Raw genomic sequence first — 15594 nt, 5'->3', positions numbered from 1 at the left:
TCAACTCGCGGTGATGGCCGTGGCGGAGATGATGCCCTCGCTGTCGGGGATGCCCTCGATCGTCACCTTCAGGCCGGTGGTCAGCTCGGCCACGGTGGCGGGCGTCGTCTTGCTCACGGCGGTGCTGTCGGACGTGCGTACCGTAATGGTCTCCCCCGCCTCGGTCTGCACGTAAAGAATGCTGCCGTCGACCTTGGTGACCGTCCCGGCGGTCCCACCACCCGGCCTGGCCTGACCCTGACCGATCGCGCCGCTGGGCATCCCGGCCCCGCCGGGGAAGGCGCCGCCACCGGACGGCGTGGCGGTCGTGGCGGACGAGGATGCGGACGAGCCCCAGTGCTTGTGGACCTGCACGCCACCGAGGAACCCGCCGACCAGCAGCACCAGCCCGGCCAGCACCAGCGTGGTCCGGTTCCACCAGCGCTTCGGCGCGGCGTGCGCGATGGCGCTGTTCAGGTCCTCGTGCTCGGCCTCGGTCGGGGTGCGGGGCAGGACATCCGTGTCGTCGTTCATCTGCATCCTCGCATTTGTTCTCACTCGTAACGCAACGCGTCGATCGGCCGGAGCCGGGCGGCCCGGGCCGCCGGCAGCCCGCCGAAGAAGAGTCCGATCAGCACCGAGACGCCGAGGGCGAGCGCCACCGAGCTGGGTACGATCACCGGCTGCACGCCGACGATCGAGAACCGGCTGCCGATCAGCGCGGCGGCCACGCCGAGACCGCCGCCGATCACGCTGAGCAGGGTCGCCTCGATCAGGAACTGGCTGAGCACCACCCGGCGGGGCGCGCCGAGCGCCTTGCGGATGCCGATCTCCCGGGTCCGCTCGGTGACCGTGACCAGCATGATGTTGGTGATCCCGATGCCGCCGACCAGCAGACTGATCGCGGCCACCGCGCCGAGCAGGGTGGTGAACGTGTCCGCGGTCTCGGTCTGCGTCTCCAGCAGCTGGGAGGCGTTCTGGATCCGGTACGCGGCCGTCCCGTCACCGGCGGCCGGCAGCTTCCGGTCCAGCACGGTGGCCACCTCGCTCTCCACCGTGTCGACCTGGTCGCTGTCCCGGGCCTCGACCAGGATCGAGCTGAGCGTGCCGTACCCGGCGAGCACCTGGCGGACCGCGGCGATCGGCGCGACCGCGGTGTCGTTGGCGTCGCTGAAGCCGCTGGAGCTCTTCTCGTCCAGCACCCCGACGACGGTGAACAGCGCCCCGCCCACGGTGACCTGCTTGCCGACCGGGTCGACGCCGGAGAACAGCTCCTCGGCGACGGTCTGCCCGATCACCACCACCCGGCGGGCCTGCGCCTGGTCGTCGGCGGTGAACAGCGCGCCGGTCCCGACCGGGAAGTTGGAGGCGCCGAACCAGGACGGCGTGGTGCCGACGAACGAGCCGACGTCGTGGTCGCTGCCCTCGTAGGTGATCGTGGCCGACGTGCTGACCACCGGCGACACGGATGCCACGTGCGGCGCGAGGACCGGATCGTCGAGCGCGTCGGCGACCTTCATGGTGAGGCCGCCGCCGCTGGTCCCCTGGCTGGTGCTCATCACAGTCAGCGTGTTGGTGCCGAGCGCGGAGATCCGGTCGGCGATCGCCCGGGCCGAGCCGTTGCCGACGGCGACCAGCAGGATCACGGCGGCGACGCCGATCAGGATGCCCAGCATGGTGAGCACCGAGCGGAGCTTGTTGGCGGACAGCCCGCGCAGGGCGAACCGCAGGATCTCGGCGGCGTTCATGTCGCCACCTCCGCTTCGCTCCGGCGTCGCCATGAACCGATGACTGAGCCGATTGATTCACTCGCGAGCTCGCTCATGCGGCGTGCCGCCCCGCGTGGTCCTGGCGCAGGTCCGCGGTGACCCGGCCGTCGAGCAGCCTGATCAGCCGGTCGGCGCGGGCGGCCACCTCGTCCTCGTGGGTGATCAGCACGATCGTGCGGCCGGCCGCGTTGAGGTCGTCGAACACCTGGAGCACCTCTTCGGTGGCGTGACTGTCCAGATTGCCGGTGGGTTCGTCGGCGAGCAGCAGGGCCGGCTCGGTGACCAGCGCCCGGGCCACCGCGACGCGCTGCTGCTGGCCTCCGGAGAGCTGGTTGGGCTCGTGGTCGGCCCGGTCGGCCAGGCCGACCACGTCGAGGGCGAACAGGGCGCGTCGCCGGCGCTCGGCGGCGCGCATCCCCGAATACGCCAGCGGCAGCTCGACGTTCGCCACCGCCGACGTCCGCGGGATCAGGTTGAACGCCTGGAACACGAATCCGATCAGCCGGTTCCGGACCAGGGCGAGCTGGCCGTCGGAGAGCCGGCTGACGTCCACCCCGTCGAGCAGGTACCGCCCGCTCGTCGGGACGTCCAGGCAGCCGAGGATGTTCATCAGGGTGGACTTGCCGGACCCGGACGAGCCCATGATCGCCACGTAGTCGCCGTGGGCGACCCGCATCGACACACCGTCGAGGGCGCGCACCGAGGTCTCCCCCTCGCCGTAGACCTTGGTGAGGTCTCGAACGTCCAGGACCGGCCGGGCCATGGCTCAGCGACCTCCGGGTGGGGCGCCGCCACCACCGGTGAACCCGCCACCACCGGTGCCGAAGCCACCGCGCGAGGTCGAGGTACCGCTGGTGGTGGTGCTGACCGGGATCACCACTTTCTCGCCGGCGGCCAGCCCGGAGGTGATCTGGTACGCGTCGTCGCCCTCCAGCCCCACCTGGACCTGCCGGACCTCCTGCTGGCCGGTGGCGCCGAGCACGGTGACGGTGGACCGCCGCCCGCTCTCCGTGACGGCCACCGAGTTGACCATCGTGGCGTTCTCCACGCTGCCGGTGACCACCGAGACGCTGACCGTCTGACCGGGCTTGGCCCCGTCCGGCGGGTCCGGCAGGCTGATCGTCACGCCGTAGGTGACCACGCTGTTGCTGGTGGTCGCGGTCGGGTCGACGGCCACCACCTTGCCGGTGGTCTCGGCGTTCTCCAGCGCGTTCCAGGTGATGGTGGCGGACTGGCCGGCCTTGAGCCCGGTGGCGTCGGCCTCGGAGAAGGCGGCGGTGATCTGCAGCTTGGTCAGGTCGGCGAGGTCGATGAAGCCGCCGGCCGACGTGCTCGCCGCCGACCCGCCGGTGCCGCCCGTTCCGGTGGACGACGAACCGGTCGACGCGGACGAGCCGCCGAGCGAGCCGTTGACCGCGGTGACGGTGCCGGCCATCGGTGCGGTCAGCTTGGTGCCGGCGACCGCGGCCTTGGCGTCGGCCACCGCCAGGGTCGCCGCGGTGACCTCGTTCTCCGCGGCGGTGGTGTCGGTGCCGGCGGCCTCGGCCCGGTCCAGGGCGTCGTTCGCGGCGTCCAGGTTGGCCCGGGCGAGCGCCAGCTCCCGGTCGGCGTCGGTGGGGTCGACCGCGGCCAGCTGCTGACCCTTGGTGACCTGGTCGCCGACCTTGACCTTGATGGTGGTGACCGTGCCGGCCGTGGTGAACGTGGCGGCGGCGGTCGAGGCGCTCTCCACCGTGCCGTCCGCGCTGACGGTCTTGGTGACCGTGCCCTGCGAGACGGTGACGGTGCGGATGTCCGTGGCTTTCGCCGAGTTGCCGGACGAGGTGCTGCGGATCAGGTTGACGCCCCAGATCGCGGCGCCGACGATCAGTAGGGCCAGCAGGGCGTTGATCGCCGTGCTGGGTCTGCGAAGGGCTTTCACGATGCCATCATGTCCGTACGGCCGGTTCGTGGTGGCGTGTTCGCCGGTATTCCCGATCACCAGGAACGCACGACCTGCTCGCCGGCGGTGAGCCCGGCGGTCACCTCGGTGTGCTGATCGCCGCGCAGGCCGACGGTCACCGTGCGCCGGGTGCTCACCGAGCCGGTACGCACCAGCACGGTGCCCGAGCCGCCGGAGATGTCGTGCACCGCCGTGGACGGGATGCGCAGCACGTCCCCGGTCTCGCCGACCCGGACCGTGACCTGTGCCGACTGCCCGACCAGCAGGTCGCTGGGTGGTGCGGTGAAGGAGAGCACCACGCCGTAACGGACCAGGGCGCCGTCCGAGGTGCCGACCGGGTCGACCTGCACCACGGTGGCCTTCAGGGGATCGTCGTGGTCGGCCAGGGTGACCGTGCCGGTCTGGCCCACCCTCAGCGAGCCGGCGTCCGCCTCCGGGAAGTCCGCCCGCACCTGCATCGTGTACGTGTCGGCCAGCGTCACGAAGGTCTTCCCGCTGCTCACCGTGTCGCCGACGCTGCCCGCGACGGCGACGACGGTCCCGGCGATCGGCGCCTTGATCACCGCGCCGCCGAGCGCCGCCCTGGCCTCGGCGACCGCCCGGGTGGCCCGGTTGACGGTCTGCTGCGCGGCGAGGATCGAGTCGTTGCCGGTGTCCGGGTAGCCCCGGGTCGGGCAGGCCGTCGCGGCCGCGGCACTGACCGCGGCCGACGGCTCGCCCACCGCGGTCAGGTGCCCGGTGTTCGTGGTCGCGCAGGCGGTCGCGGCCGCGGTGACCGAGGCGGCCGTCGCCTCCGCGTCGTCCAGCCGGTCCCGGGCGTCGCTCAGGATGGTCTCGGCGCTGGTCACGTCGTCCGCGGCGCCGGTGTCGTCGACGGTGGCCAGGGTCTGCCCGGCGGTGACCTTGGTACCGGGCCGCACGGTGATCGCCTCGACCGTGCCGGCGACCGCGAAGGAGAGCTCCCGGGTGGTGGCCGGCTCGACCGTGCCGGTGGTGGCCACGTCCAGGGTGACCTTGCCCTTGTCCACGGCGACCGCGACGACCTCGGCGGATCGCCGCGCGTCGTTCCGATCGTGCAGCACTGCGACCGTCACCGCGGCGCCGGCGCCCACCACGACGATCGCGGCGCCTATCCACCGAATGCGTCGTTTAGACCGGTTTTGCCCCGTCAGCTTGCTCATGATCCTAGATTGTGGCTGTTCACGTACCCGGACGGACCCGAATCCCAGGAGCACCCGTGCTGAAGACCACGCCCGCGCACCGAGCCGCCGTCGCCGTGACCGCCCTGGCAGCGGCCCTCGTCATCGGGGCGTGCACCAGCGAGGACAGGGGCGCCGGCACCACCCCGGCGGACACCGGCGCCTCCCCATCGGCCTGCGCGCCGCCGCCCGGTGGCGGGGCTCCGGTCCAGCCGGCCGGGACGGAGCCGAGCGGCGCCCCTTCCGGCGGGCCGGACGGGGACTGCGGCGCGACGCCGCCGGCCGGGGCCGGAGGCGGGGGCGAGCTCTACCCGGACGTCGACCCCAGCAACTTCACCCCGCACGGCACCAACCTGTGGGAACCGGCGCCGGACTCCCCCTCGGGCGCGTCGGGCGACGTGCTGCCCGCCGAGTGACAGGCGGCGCCCGCGGCCCGGCAGAGGGGTGCGGGCGCACTTTAGAGTCTTGGTCGTGAACAGTACTGACGACCCGGACTGGACGCAGCTGCGGCAGCAGTGGCAGGGCATGGTCGACTTGGGACGACGACACCCGGACACACCACTGGGGAGGGTCGCCGACCGGCTGGCCGCCGCGCCGCCGCCGGCCGAGTCGCCGAGCGGACCGGTCATCATCGACACCGACATCGGCGGCGACGCGGACGACGCCATCGCGCTCGCCGTGGCCGCGCTCCGGCTGCCCGACCTCGCGCTGGTGCTGACCGGCGACGAGTGCGACCGGCAGCGGGCCCGGTTCGCCACGCACTTCCTCGCCGAGCTGGGCCGGCCGGAGGTGCCGGTGGTCGCCGGCGCCGACCTCGGCAACGATCGATACCTGTGCGTGCGGGACCTGATCCCGCCGGAGACCCCCGCGCCCACCGGCGACGTCGTCGCCGCGGTCGAGGCGGTGTGCGCGGCCACCGACGGCCCGGTCCGCTGGGTCGGCATGGGTCCGATGAGCAACCTGGCGGCCGTGCTCGCCGCCCGCCCGCACCTGGCCGAGCGGCTCCTGGTCACCCAGATGGGCGGCGCCTTGCGGTACCGCGACCCGACCCGCGCGGAGCACAACGTCCGCCTGGACCCGGCCGCCGCCGTCGCCGTCGTCCGGACGCCCGGCCTGCCGCTGTGGCTGGTCACCTCGGACGTCACCTTCACCCCCGAGCTGGAGGTCACCGCGGCCGGCCCGCTCTACGCGGCGCTGACCGCCCCGGACGCCCCGGCGTGGGCGCGGACCCTGCGGGCACATCTGGACCGCTGGTTCACCGGGTTCCACCCCGGCACCATCCAGCACGACGCGCTGACCCTGAGCGCCGCCCTGCACCTGCCGTTCGTCGACTTCGACACCACCGCCGTGTCGTTCGACGACATCGGGCGGATGCGGGAGGACCCGGACGGGACGACGGTGCCGCTCTCCACCGGGGCACACTATCCGGCGTTCATGACCTGGCTGCACCGGCAGCTGCTGCCGTCCGCCCCGGTCCCGGCGGCATGAGTTCCCGGGAGATCGCCGAGATCGCGGAGGCGCACGGCATCACCGACCCGGGGCACCGTGCCGCGCTGGAGCAGGCCCACGCGACGTTCCAGCGCTTCCACGCGCCGTTCGTCGTGCACCACGCGGCCGCGATGCTCGACGACATCCGCGCCGACATCGCCGCGGATCCGCGGACCCGCGTGGTGTTCCTGGGCCGCGACGGTCACAGCCTCGCCGCCGCCATGCGCCAGCTCGATCCGGAGCTGATGGCCGCGCACGGGCGCGAGGTGGTGCTGTCCCGGGCGGTGGTCGACGCCGCCCTGCAGGACCGGGAGCGGTGGGGCGTCCGGTTCCCGGACGCCGCCGGCTTCCGGGACGCCAGCCGCAAGGTGGACCCGCAGACCGTCGACGGCGCCTATCGCCGGCTCACCGACTACCTGCGCGCGGCCGACATCCCGGTCGGCAGGCCGGACAGCCGGATCGTGCTGGTCGACACCAGCTTCAAGGGCACCGTGCAGGAGTTGCTCACCGCGGCCTATCCGCAGAGCGAGTTCACCGGGCGGTACCTGTTCTTCGGCGCCTCCCCCGACGACCGGAACCCCGGCACCAAGCACGGCTACGAGCTGGAGCTGGAACCGGTCGCGCCGTTCCACGGCAAGACGGTCCCCCGGCTGCCGGACGACCCGGCGCTCACCTTCGCCTGCGGCGACGCGCTCGCCACCATCGAGGAGACGCTGCACGGGCCGATGTCCAGCCCCCGCCAGGTGTCAGCGGCCGGCCCGGAGCAGACCCCGCTGCGCGAGGTCGCCAACCAGCTCGACGGGCTCAACCCGACCCTGGTCGCTCCGGCGTTCCAGGATCCCGCCGTGCGGCAGGCGGTCAAGGAGGCGGCCCTCGTCGCGGTCGCCGACGTCGCGACGGTCGCCGCCGACCAGCAAGAACAAGGACACGATTGGCGTACGCCCCTGCGCGAGGGCGCCGACGGTTTCCGCACCGAGGTCCGCGCGTGGGTCGCCAAGGATCCCGCCTGCGACCCGGAGCTGCGCACCCTGCTCGACGGCTTCGTCCGCCGCCGTGACCGCGGCGTGGTCAACGACCTCTCCACGGCGCTGGCCGGCAGCGGCCTTCAGGGGCCCGCCCAGGAGCGGGTCTGGGCCACCTTCGACCGGCTCACGCCACTGACCGCCGACGCCTCCGGCCCCTCGCTGGAGGCGAATCACCTACTGGAGACCGTCCGATCCCTGCCCCGGTACGAGCAGGCGACGCGCGCTGCGCTGGGTGATCGCGCCGACCAGGTGCTGGCCGATCCGGGCTGGCCGGATCTGGCGGGCGCGCTGGCCGCCGGGGAGCGGGCCGGGCTGGAGCCGCAGCGCACGCTGCAGGTGACGGCCGGACGGCGGGACGGGGGTGAGCCCGTCGCCGGCGATCTGCAGCATCGGGTCGAACGGTATGTCGGCGCGCACCAGCGGATGGGGGCGCGGGACTCCGGGCGTACCGAAAAGGTCGTGCCTCAGCAACCGGGTGAGCGGCGGGCCGCCGCGGTCCGCAAGGCGGCCGAACAGAGTCAGCAGCGGGCGGCCGGTCAGCACCGCGACCCGAAACCCCAGCAGCAGCCGCGCCCGGAGGGGCCGATCCTGAAGTAGCCGATCCGTCCAGAGGGGAACTCATGGGTGAATTCGTGATGCCGGACAACATCGGACCGCTCGCCGGAGCGGAAGTGGACGACTACGAGAACGCTGTCCACCTCTACCGAACACTGATCAGCCTGATCGACTGGCACATCGACCGGGCGACCGACCCCGCTCGTACGGCGGAGCTGAATGCGGCCGCGGACCGGTACGCCGAGGAGAAGCGCGAGCTCAGGATCACTGACCGTGAGGCGGTGGCGCGGGCACTCCGCGACCTTCCGGCACTGATCGACGAGTTCGAGATCGGCGTCACGGATTGAACACCGAGCCGGAGACGTACCTTCTCTCGCCGGAGGAATCTGCTCGCCGGTTCGCCGAGAAGATCGTCCCACGCGATCTGGCGGGGGGAATCCCGCAGGAACGGCCGGTGCTGGTGATTGCGGCCGGCCAGCCAGGCGCCGGGAAAAGCAACGCGGAGAACTGGGCCCGCGCCGCTCTCGGCCCGGGCACGGTAAAGATCGATGCTGACGACATGCGGGTCCACCATCCGGCGTATCCGCAGCTGGCTCGCGCGAACGACCGCACCGTGGCGATGCTGACCCACCGGGACGCGCAGCGGTGGACCGCCATGGCGAAGAAGTACTGCATCGCCAACCGCTACAACGTGGTGTTCAGCGCGACATTCGGCAATCCCGAATCGGCGCGGAGCACGATCGAGCAGTTCCGGGCCGCCGGTTACCGGGTGGAATTGGCGGTCGTCGCGGTGGACGACGCGACCAGCCGGATGGGTGTGCTGAGCCGATATCAGGACATGCGGGACGGGAAGACGCCCGGCCGGTACGTGCCGCCCGAGGTGCAGCAGGAGGCGTACACAGGTCTGTTGAGCACCATCGATCTGATCGACGGTGACCGGCTCGTCGATCAGGTGCACGTCTATCAGCGCGACGGAACCAAGCGGTACTCCAACGAACTGGGCGCCGACGGCGACTGGGTGCGGCCGCCGGACACCCGGCGGGTCATCGAGCAAATCCGTGCCCAGCCGTGGAGCGCCGAGCAGACCGCGGCCTTCGACGACACGGCCAAGTCCCTCGCCCGGCGTCTGCCGGCCGACCTGCGGCCCGACCTGCGCGCCGCGGTCGCCCGCCGGCCGGGCTCAGCCTTCCCCCGGTGATCCGGTGAGCGGCGCGCCGCCACCCTGCGCAAAGCGGTCGAGCAGCAGAGCCGGCAACGCGCCGACGGCCGCCGCCACAACCCGAGGCCGCACCAGCAGCAGCCGCGGCCGGAGGGCCCCACGGTCAAGTAGCCGGGAGTGGCGGAGGGCCATTTTCGGAGCTGGCGAATAGCGGCCGTGTCTGTCATTTGCCAGCGAGGCCTGTCCGTGTGCCACTGAACGACAGGCCTTCACCGACTCCTGGCCACCCCGCGCGATCTGGCCGCGACCCTAGTTCAACTGCAGCAGGTGCCAGTTGTGCAGGATCAGACGCGAGTTCCCGTTCTCGATCTCCCGCAGCGACTTGTTGACGTGAGCGTTGCTGCGCTCGCTGATCAGCGGATAGCCGGTGGAGTCGAAGCCGGTGACGATCACCGCATGGTCGATGTCGGGGCCGTGGTTGAAGGTCTGCATCAGGATGACGTCGCCGTAGTCGAGCAGCCGCGGATCGCTGACCTTCTGCGCCAGTCCGTATCGCGAGCGCAACGCGAAATGGTTCGCCAGCCGGGGCGCGAGCGTGAACGTGGCCGAGGCGTTGCGCTCGACGTAGCCGCCGATCAGAAGGCCCGCCCGGATCGGACTGCCCTCGTCGACGCGCCACCAGGCGCCGTCGTCGTTGACGGCGCTCTCGTACAAGGCGTCGATGAACCTCGACGGCTCGCCCATCTCCGGGTAGCCGGCGGTGAGCAGGGTCTGCGACACGAAGTGGGTGCAGTCGTCGCCCGCGGAGCCGTAGCGGTCCTCCCAGGTGAAGTCCAACGCGCCCGCCCACGCGATCGCGAAGTCCCGTGCGGTCTTGCGCTTGCCGTGGTAGTCCTTGACCCGGACCTGCGCCGACCAGGCCGAAGGGGTGCCGGTCCGGCGGATCAGCTGGGACGCCTCGGGGCTCCACGCGCCGGTCATCACGCCCTTGCCGGGCTGGATCGCGAACGAGTAGACGTGATCCGGGATCCCGGCCAGGTCATAGCTGGTGGCCTGCACGGGCAGCGGCAGGGTGGTCCAGCCCGACCCGGTGGTCAGGTCGCGGCTGCGGATCGCGTAGGCGTTCGCGCCCGGCGCGGCGTTCCAGGCGAGGTGGATCTGCCCGTTGTCGCTGACCGGAACCACGCGGAAGTCGTACAGGGAGTCACCGGCGAGAATGCCCGGCGTGAACTTCGTGTCGCTGACGGGCCAGGCGAGCTGGTCGGCGGCGCCACCGTTCTGCCGCTGCTGGATCAGGTATCCGGAGGCGCCGCTCGACGCGGTCCACGACAGGGTCGCCTCGTTGTCGCCGGCGATCGCGCTCACCGATCCGCCGGCCGCCGGTGCCGGGGCGGTGCTGGCCGCCGTGGTGATCACGGTGCTGACCGGCCACTGCACGGCCGTCCTGGCGCCGTACGCGCTGCCGATGCCCAGGCCGGCCAGCGCGTCGGCGAACGCGCCGGCGATCACCACCTCGCCGGTGCTGTTCGGGTGGGTGCCGTCCCACGTGTGGGCCTGCGGATTCCATCCCGCGTCGGTGCGCGCGACCCGTACGTAGGAGAAGTCAGGGTTGGAAGGAAGCGTGTCGATGAGTGCGTTGAGCTGGGCGGTATCGGTCACGTTCTGCTCGACTTTGCCGAGCAGATCCCATCGGCTCAGCGTGTGTCCGACCACGACTCGCAGGGAAGGCCGCAGCCCGTGGGCAGTGCGCAGCAGCGCCTGCAGGTTGCCGAAGGCGGTCGCCGGTGACTCGCCACCCCACGTCAGGTCGTTGATGCCCATCAGCAGCAGCATCACGTCCGGCTTGGCTGCCGACACCGCCGGGGCGATCTCGTCCTTCTCCAGTTGGAGCTGCTGACCCCATTTCGCATGATGATCACGATCAAAGTTCGGATTCGCGTACGCGGTGGAGTTCTGCGTGTTCGCGATGTTGTCGTACAGCCAGGTCCGCTCGCCGACGAAGTCGGTCGCACCGGGCGCGCTGGCCTGCAGGTGCTTCCACAGCTGATAGCGCCACGTGTAGTCACCCGACGAGCCCTGCGTGATCGAGTCGCCCACGATGAGGATGCGGGTCGCCTCGGCAGCCATCGCCGGCACACCACCCAGAGCTTGGCAGACGAAGGCCAGCAGGATGGCCGGGATCACCGCGCGCCGCAGGACACTCATGTTCGTAAATACTATGTCCGTCGCGCCATGTACCGCGTCCGTTCCTACTGTGCCATCCGGCCTGTGGCGAGCCGCCTCCCGATCACCGCCACCGCGACGTCGAGCCGCGTTCACGTGGGTTCAACCACCCGGTCGACGGACGCGGCGTCAGACGTCTACGTCACCGGCGCGAATCTCGCATATGGCTCATTTTCAGTACATCGAGATGTGTACGTGGTTGGTGTGCCAGCCGCTGGGGTCGTTCCCGCCCCACGGGTTGTTGTAGTCGTGCCAGCCACGTTCCGGCGTCCAGATCCGCCGGTACCAGATCACGTACATGATCCCCAACTTGTCGGCGTTGGCGACCGCCCAGGCGGCCATCGAGTCACCCTTGGCCTTCTGCTCGCCGTGCGCCTCCCCGCCGGAGGTCATCATCCAGTCGCAGGCTCTCCCCTTCGGGTGCTCGCCGTGGTCGCTGGGCCGCCAGCAGCCGGGTTTCCCGTACGCCGCGGCCTGCTTCACGATGTGGTCGGTGCGTGGCGTCAGGCAGCCCCGGCCGGTCGTCGGGTCCGGCTTGATCACGCAGCCCTCGTGCGGCCAGGAGCCGTCCGGGTTGCGGGGCGCCGGCTCCACCGACCCGGGGCCGGCGACCACCTTGGCGCAGTCCAGCTCGACACCGCCGTGCTCGCGCACCAGGTCGATCGCCAGGGCCGTCCAGTTCGCGTACGCCTGGGGCGTCCCGCTGCGCTGCACGGCCTGTGCCGCGTCGGTGAGTTCCATCCGCTCCCACCCGGGCACGTCCAGCAGACCGCCGTTGTCCGGTGGCGGCGGCCCGCCGTAGAAGGCGTTGGTCGCGTAGTCCACGTCGGTGAGCTGCTCGACGGTGCCCCAGCCCATGCTCGGGCGCTGCTGGAACAACCCGACCGAGTCCCGGTCCCCGTGGTTGATGTTGCGCAGGCTCGACTCCTGCATGGCGGTCGCGACGGCCACCGCCCAGCCACGCGGCGCAATACCCCGCTGCTTGCCGATCGCGATGATGCGCGCGGCGTTCCCGGTCTGCTCGTCGTCGAGGTGGGGCGTCTCGCCGGTGGCGGTCAGGCAGCTCGTCGCGTCGGAGGCGGCCGCCGGGGCCGGGTCGTCGCCCAGGCTGAGCGCCAGCATCAGGACCAGGACACCGGCCAGCGTGGCGGCGAGGAAGGTCTTCACGTGGCGACGCCGTGGGCTCGCAGGAACGTGACCGGATCGACGAACTTGCCGTCCACCTTGACCTCGAAGTGCAGGTGGGGGCCGGTCGAGTTGCCCGTCGAACCGGACTTGCCGAGCAGTGCACCGGCGGTGACCTGCTGGCCCGGGGCGACGGCGAAGCTCGACAGGTGTGCGTACCGGGTCACCACACCGTCGGCGTGCTTGACGGTCACCAGGTTGCCGTAACCGCCGAGGCCCAGGTAGCCGGGGCGATCACAGTAGTCGCTGGCGCACCGGGCGCCCTCGACCACGCCGGCGGCGGCCGCGACGACGTCGGTGCCGGTCGGCACGCTGATGTCGGTGCCGGTGTGCATCCGGCACTGGCCGCCGAGACACCGCATGCCGTAGGACGAGGACAGCTCGCCGTCGACCGGTTTCACCCAGGCGCCGGCGGCCGGGACGGTGGCGGCCGGCTCGGGTCCGGTGGCGCCGGTGGCGACCGAGGCACCACCGAGACCCACGATGAGCGCCAGACCGGCCACAAGGGCCACAACCCAGGGTGACACCTTGCTACTGTCCGCTGTCACTGCACGTCCGGGCCGGTGGGTCGGTTGCGCCGGTGGGGCACCCTATCCTCCTGAGTGGATCGCCAAAGGCGTACACATTGACACGCTAGACAATCAGATATGTACAGACAAGGATAGATCCATGTCCACACCCGACTACTGGCCTGCCACCAGTCGCCCCGGTTACGACGCCGAGGCGGTGACGGAATTCGCCCAGCGAGCCCCCCGTCCGGCCGGGGATGCGCCGGCGCCGGAGTCCGCCACCGCTCCGGCCCCGACTCCGGCCCCGACCCCGGCCACCGAGGTCAAGGTCGTCGCCACGGCGCCGGTCGTCGCGCCCGAGCCGGCGAGTGACACCCCCACCGTCCTGCCTCCGCCCCCGGCCGCGGTCGGTCTGCTCCCCCGCCAGATGGGCGTGGCGGAGCTGCCCGCGACGTGGGGCTGGCGGGGCAAGGTGCGCAAGCTCACCCGGGGCGCCGTCGCGCCTCAGGCGTCCGCCGCCGAGGTGCGCCATCGCCAGGCCACCGTGGCGGTCCGCCGGTCCTTCACCCGGCCGGTCACGGTCATGTTCGCCAACCCCAAGGGCGGCGCCGGCAAGACCCCCGCGACGCTGCTGGCCGGGGCCACCTTCGGCTCCATCCGCGGCGGCTACGTGGTCGCCTGGGACAACAACGAGACCCGCGGCACCCTCGGCGTCCGGGGCCTGATGCCGGACCAGGGCCTCACCGTGTGGGACCTGCTCGGGCACCTCGACCGGTTCGAACGGGTCGACGCCCGCGCCGGCGAGCTCGCCGCCTACCTGCGGGCCCAGGGCGAGGCGCGCTTCGACGTGCTCGCCTCCGACGAGTCGGCCGAGAACATGGCGCAGATCGGCGTGGGCGAGTTCGAGCGGCTGCGCGCCGTGCTCTCCCGCTTCTACAAGCTGCTGCTGATCGACACCGGCAACAACATCCGGGCCACCAACTGGCAGGCCGCGGCGGACGCCGCCGACCTGCTGGTGGTCTGCTCGTCCTATCGGCGGGACGTCGCGTTCTCCGCCGCCTGGATGCTCGACCACCTGGAGAGCACCGGCCGCGCGGACCTCGCCCGCCGGGCGGTGACCGTGCTGTCCGCCTCCGAGCCGCAGGTCCCGCCGAAAGCCCGCGCCGAGATCGTCGAGCACTTCACCGGCCGGACCCGGGCGGTCGTCGAGATCCCGTACGACCCGACCATCGCGTCCGGCGAGCGCATCGACTTCAGCACCGTCTCCAGGAGCACCCGCGACGCGTGGCTGTACGCCTGCGCCGCGATCGCGGACGGCCTGGCCGAAGTGAATCACACGAGGAGAACAGCTCCATGAGCGCATTGCACGCCCTGCACGACGCGGCACACTTCGTGGTGGCCGCCGAGCCGACCAACCCGTTCAACGGGGTCGTGCCCGACTTCACCGTCTTCGGCGCCGAGTTCAACACCGCGTGGAAGAAGATCCTCGGCGGCCTGTGGGCGCTGGCGTTCGCGGCCATCGCGGCCTACTGCGTCAGCGCGACCGTCAAGTTCGCCTCGGCGAAGAAGCAGGGCTACGAGCACGGCATCACCGAGAGCGCCCGGGACCTGAAGAACGCCGGGATCGCCGCCGGGGTCTGCGCCGGCCTGCCGATCATCTTCAGCGCCATCCTGTCGGTGATCGGCTAGGCCGGGTGCCGACCAAGATCTCTCTCGACACCCGGGAGGCGTCGGAGCCGCGGCGCGGCCGGCCCGGCTGGGTCGTGCCGGCGCTGCTGGCCGGAGTGCTGGTGCTGGGCATCGCCATCGGCGTCGTCGTCCCGGGCGGCACGCCGCGGTCACCGGACCCGGACGCCTCCGTCGCCGCGACCGCGGTGGGCGAGCCGATGGACCAGCCGGTGGACGGCGACCAGGACGAGGACGAGGGCGGCGAGGAGCAGCTGCCCACCGGCGCCGTGACCGCCGGAGCGGGCGGCACCCGGACCGGACCCGGCGGCATCCCGGCCGGCTTCGCGCAGACCCGTGACGGCGCCGTCGCGGCCGCGACGGTCTACCTGGAGGCGCTCAGCTCGACCGGCCTGTACCAGCCGGTCGTCGGCCAGGAGATCCTGACGGCGACCGGCGATCCGCGGTGGCTGACCGGGCAGTCCCGGCAGATCCAGGCGGCCATCGCCACCGAGGCGCGCGCCCTCGGTCTCACCGCCGCGGGCGAGCCGCCGGCCGGGCACGTCGTGCTCTCCACGATCCGTCCGACCTGGGGCGCCTACCGGGTCGCGGCGTACACGCCGCAGGCCGCCGAAATCGTCATCTGGCACTACCTCGAACGCGGTGTGGTGCCCCGCGACGGCGATCCGCCACCGGGCGCCTGGCGCACCTCGACCGTACGCATGACCTGGACCGGCGCCGACTGGAAACTCGCCGCGCTTCCGGCCCACCAGGACGGTCCGGTGCCGGCGGTCGCACCCCGCGCCGCCCCTCCGGTCTTCGAACGGGCGCGCCTGCTCGGCGCCGCGTGGTGGCTGTACGCGAACACCGAAGTCTGAATCACGAAACGGAGTCCT

16 protein-coding genes are annotated in these 15594 nt (G+C 71.9%); 8 read left to right on the top strand and 8 right to left on the bottom strand.

Annotated elements, in window-relative coordinates; translation table 11 throughout:
- The 5 genes from Aiant_RS33970 to Aiant_RS33950 form a co-directional block, all read right to left on the bottom strand.
- Positions 1–513 (bottom strand): DUF5666 domain-containing protein, encoded by a 513-nt coding sequence (locus tag Aiant_RS33970; RefSeq protein WP_189333030.1) that lies wholly within the window; start codon positions 511–513, stop codon positions 1–3.
- 20 nt (positions 514–533) lie between these two features.
- On the bottom strand, positions 534–1727 hold the full coding sequence (locus tag Aiant_RS33965; protein ID WP_189333029.1) for an ABC transporter permease: 1194 nt from the start codon (positions 1725–1727) through the stop codon (positions 534–536).
- Between the two features lie 73 nt (positions 1728–1800).
- Complete coding sequence (locus Aiant_RS33960) at positions 1801–2511, bottom strand: ABC transporter ATP-binding protein (protein WP_189333028.1); 711 nt, start codon at positions 2509–2511, stop codon at positions 1801–1803.
- A 3-nt stretch (positions 2512–2514) separates the two neighbouring features.
- Positions 2515–3669 (bottom strand): efflux RND transporter periplasmic adaptor subunit, encoded by a 1155-nt coding sequence (locus Aiant_RS33955; protein WP_189333027.1) that lies wholly within the window; start codon positions 3667–3669, stop codon positions 2515–2517.
- 56 nt (positions 3670–3725) lie between these two features.
- Positions 3726–4871, bottom strand: coding sequence for an efflux RND transporter periplasmic adaptor subunit (locus tag Aiant_RS33950; RefSeq protein WP_189333026.1), 1146 nt, complete (start codon positions 4869–4871; stop codon positions 3726–3728).
- 56 nt (positions 4872–4927) lie between these two features.
- Between Aiant_RS33950 and Aiant_RS33945 the strand changes: the two genes are divergently transcribed.
- The 5 genes from Aiant_RS33945 to Aiant_RS33925 all read left to right on the top strand — a co-directional run bounded on the left by Aiant_RS33945 (position 4928) and on the right by Aiant_RS33925 (position 9155).
- Positions 4928–5305, top strand: coding sequence for a hypothetical protein (locus tag Aiant_RS33945; protein WP_189333025.1), 378 nt, complete (start codon positions 4928–4930; stop codon positions 5303–5305).
- A gap of 55 nt (positions 5306–5360) precedes the next feature.
- A complete protein-coding gene (locus Aiant_RS33940; RefSeq protein ID WP_212846593.1) occupies positions 5361–6377 on the top strand; it encodes a nucleoside hydrolase in 1017 nt (338 codons plus the stop codon).
- Positions 6374–7999, top strand: coding sequence for an ABC transporter permease (locus Aiant_RS33935; protein WP_189333024.1), 1626 nt, complete (start codon positions 6374–6376; stop codon positions 7997–7999). Before Aiant_RS33940 ends, Aiant_RS33935 begins: the two co-directional genes overlap by 4 nt.
- A gap of 23 nt (positions 8000–8022) precedes the next feature.
- Positions 8023–8304, top strand: a complete 282-nt coding sequence (locus Aiant_RS33930; protein ID WP_189333023.1) for a hypothetical protein — start codon at positions 8023–8025, stop codon at positions 8302–8304.
- Positions 8305–8411: 107 nt separating this feature from the next.
- On the top strand, positions 8412–9155 hold the full coding sequence (locus tag Aiant_RS33925) for a zeta toxin family protein (RefSeq protein ID WP_189333022.1): 744 nt from the start codon (positions 8412–8414) through the stop codon (positions 9153–9155).
- A 270-nt stretch (positions 9156–9425) separates the two neighbouring features.
- Here Aiant_RS33925 and Aiant_RS33920 read toward each other — a convergent pair whose 3' ends face one another.
- From Aiant_RS33920 to Aiant_RS33910, 3 genes are all read right to left on the bottom strand, one after another.
- Positions 9426–11321 (bottom strand): GDSL-type esterase/lipase family protein, encoded by a 1896-nt coding sequence (locus Aiant_RS33920; RefSeq protein ID WP_189333021.1) that lies wholly within the window; start codon positions 11319–11321, stop codon positions 9426–9428.
- 192 nt (positions 11322–11513) lie between these two features.
- A complete protein-coding gene (locus tag Aiant_RS33915) occupies positions 11514–12461 on the bottom strand; it encodes a VldE C-terminal domain-containing protein (protein WP_483396400.1) in 948 nt (315 codons plus the stop codon).
- 41 nt (positions 12462–12502) lie between these two features.
- Positions 12503–13051 carry a M23 family metallopeptidase gene (locus Aiant_RS33910; protein ID WP_189333019.1) on the bottom strand — a complete coding sequence of 183 codons (549 nt, stop codon included), beginning with the start codon at positions 13049–13051 and terminating at the stop codon, positions 12503–12505.
- 142 nt (positions 13052–13193) lie between these two features.
- On the opposite strand from Aiant_RS33910, the gene Aiant_RS33905 reads away from it, so the two are divergent.
- The 3 genes from Aiant_RS33905 to Aiant_RS33895 are packed head-to-tail and all read left to right on the top strand — an operon-like array spanning position 13194 to position 15576.
- Positions 13194–14390 carry a MinD/ParA family ATP-binding protein gene (locus Aiant_RS33905; RefSeq protein ID WP_189333018.1) on the top strand — a complete coding sequence of 399 codons (1197 nt, stop codon included), beginning with the start codon at positions 13194–13196 and terminating at the stop codon, positions 14388–14390.
- Positions 14387–14722, top strand: a complete 336-nt coding sequence (locus Aiant_RS33900) for a hypothetical protein (protein ID WP_189333017.1) — start codon at positions 14387–14389, stop codon at positions 14720–14722. The genes Aiant_RS33905 and Aiant_RS33900 overlap by 4 nt, the downstream gene beginning before the upstream one ends.
- 5 nt (positions 14723–14727) lie before the next feature.
- Positions 14728–15576, top strand: a complete 849-nt coding sequence (locus Aiant_RS33895; RefSeq protein WP_189333016.1) for a DUF8175 domain-containg protein — start codon at positions 14728–14730, stop codon at positions 15574–15576.
- Positions 15577–15594 lie beyond the last annotated feature (18 nt).

Origin of the sequence: Actinoplanes ianthinogenes (genome assembly GCF_018324205.1) — a bacterium.
Taxonomy (GTDB): Bacteria; Actinomycetota; Actinomycetes; order Mycobacteriales; family Micromonosporaceae; genus Actinoplanes; species Actinoplanes ianthinogenes.
The sequence above is the reverse complement of the archived record's forward strand: the minus strand, read 5'-3'. Positions and strand labels throughout refer to the sequence as shown.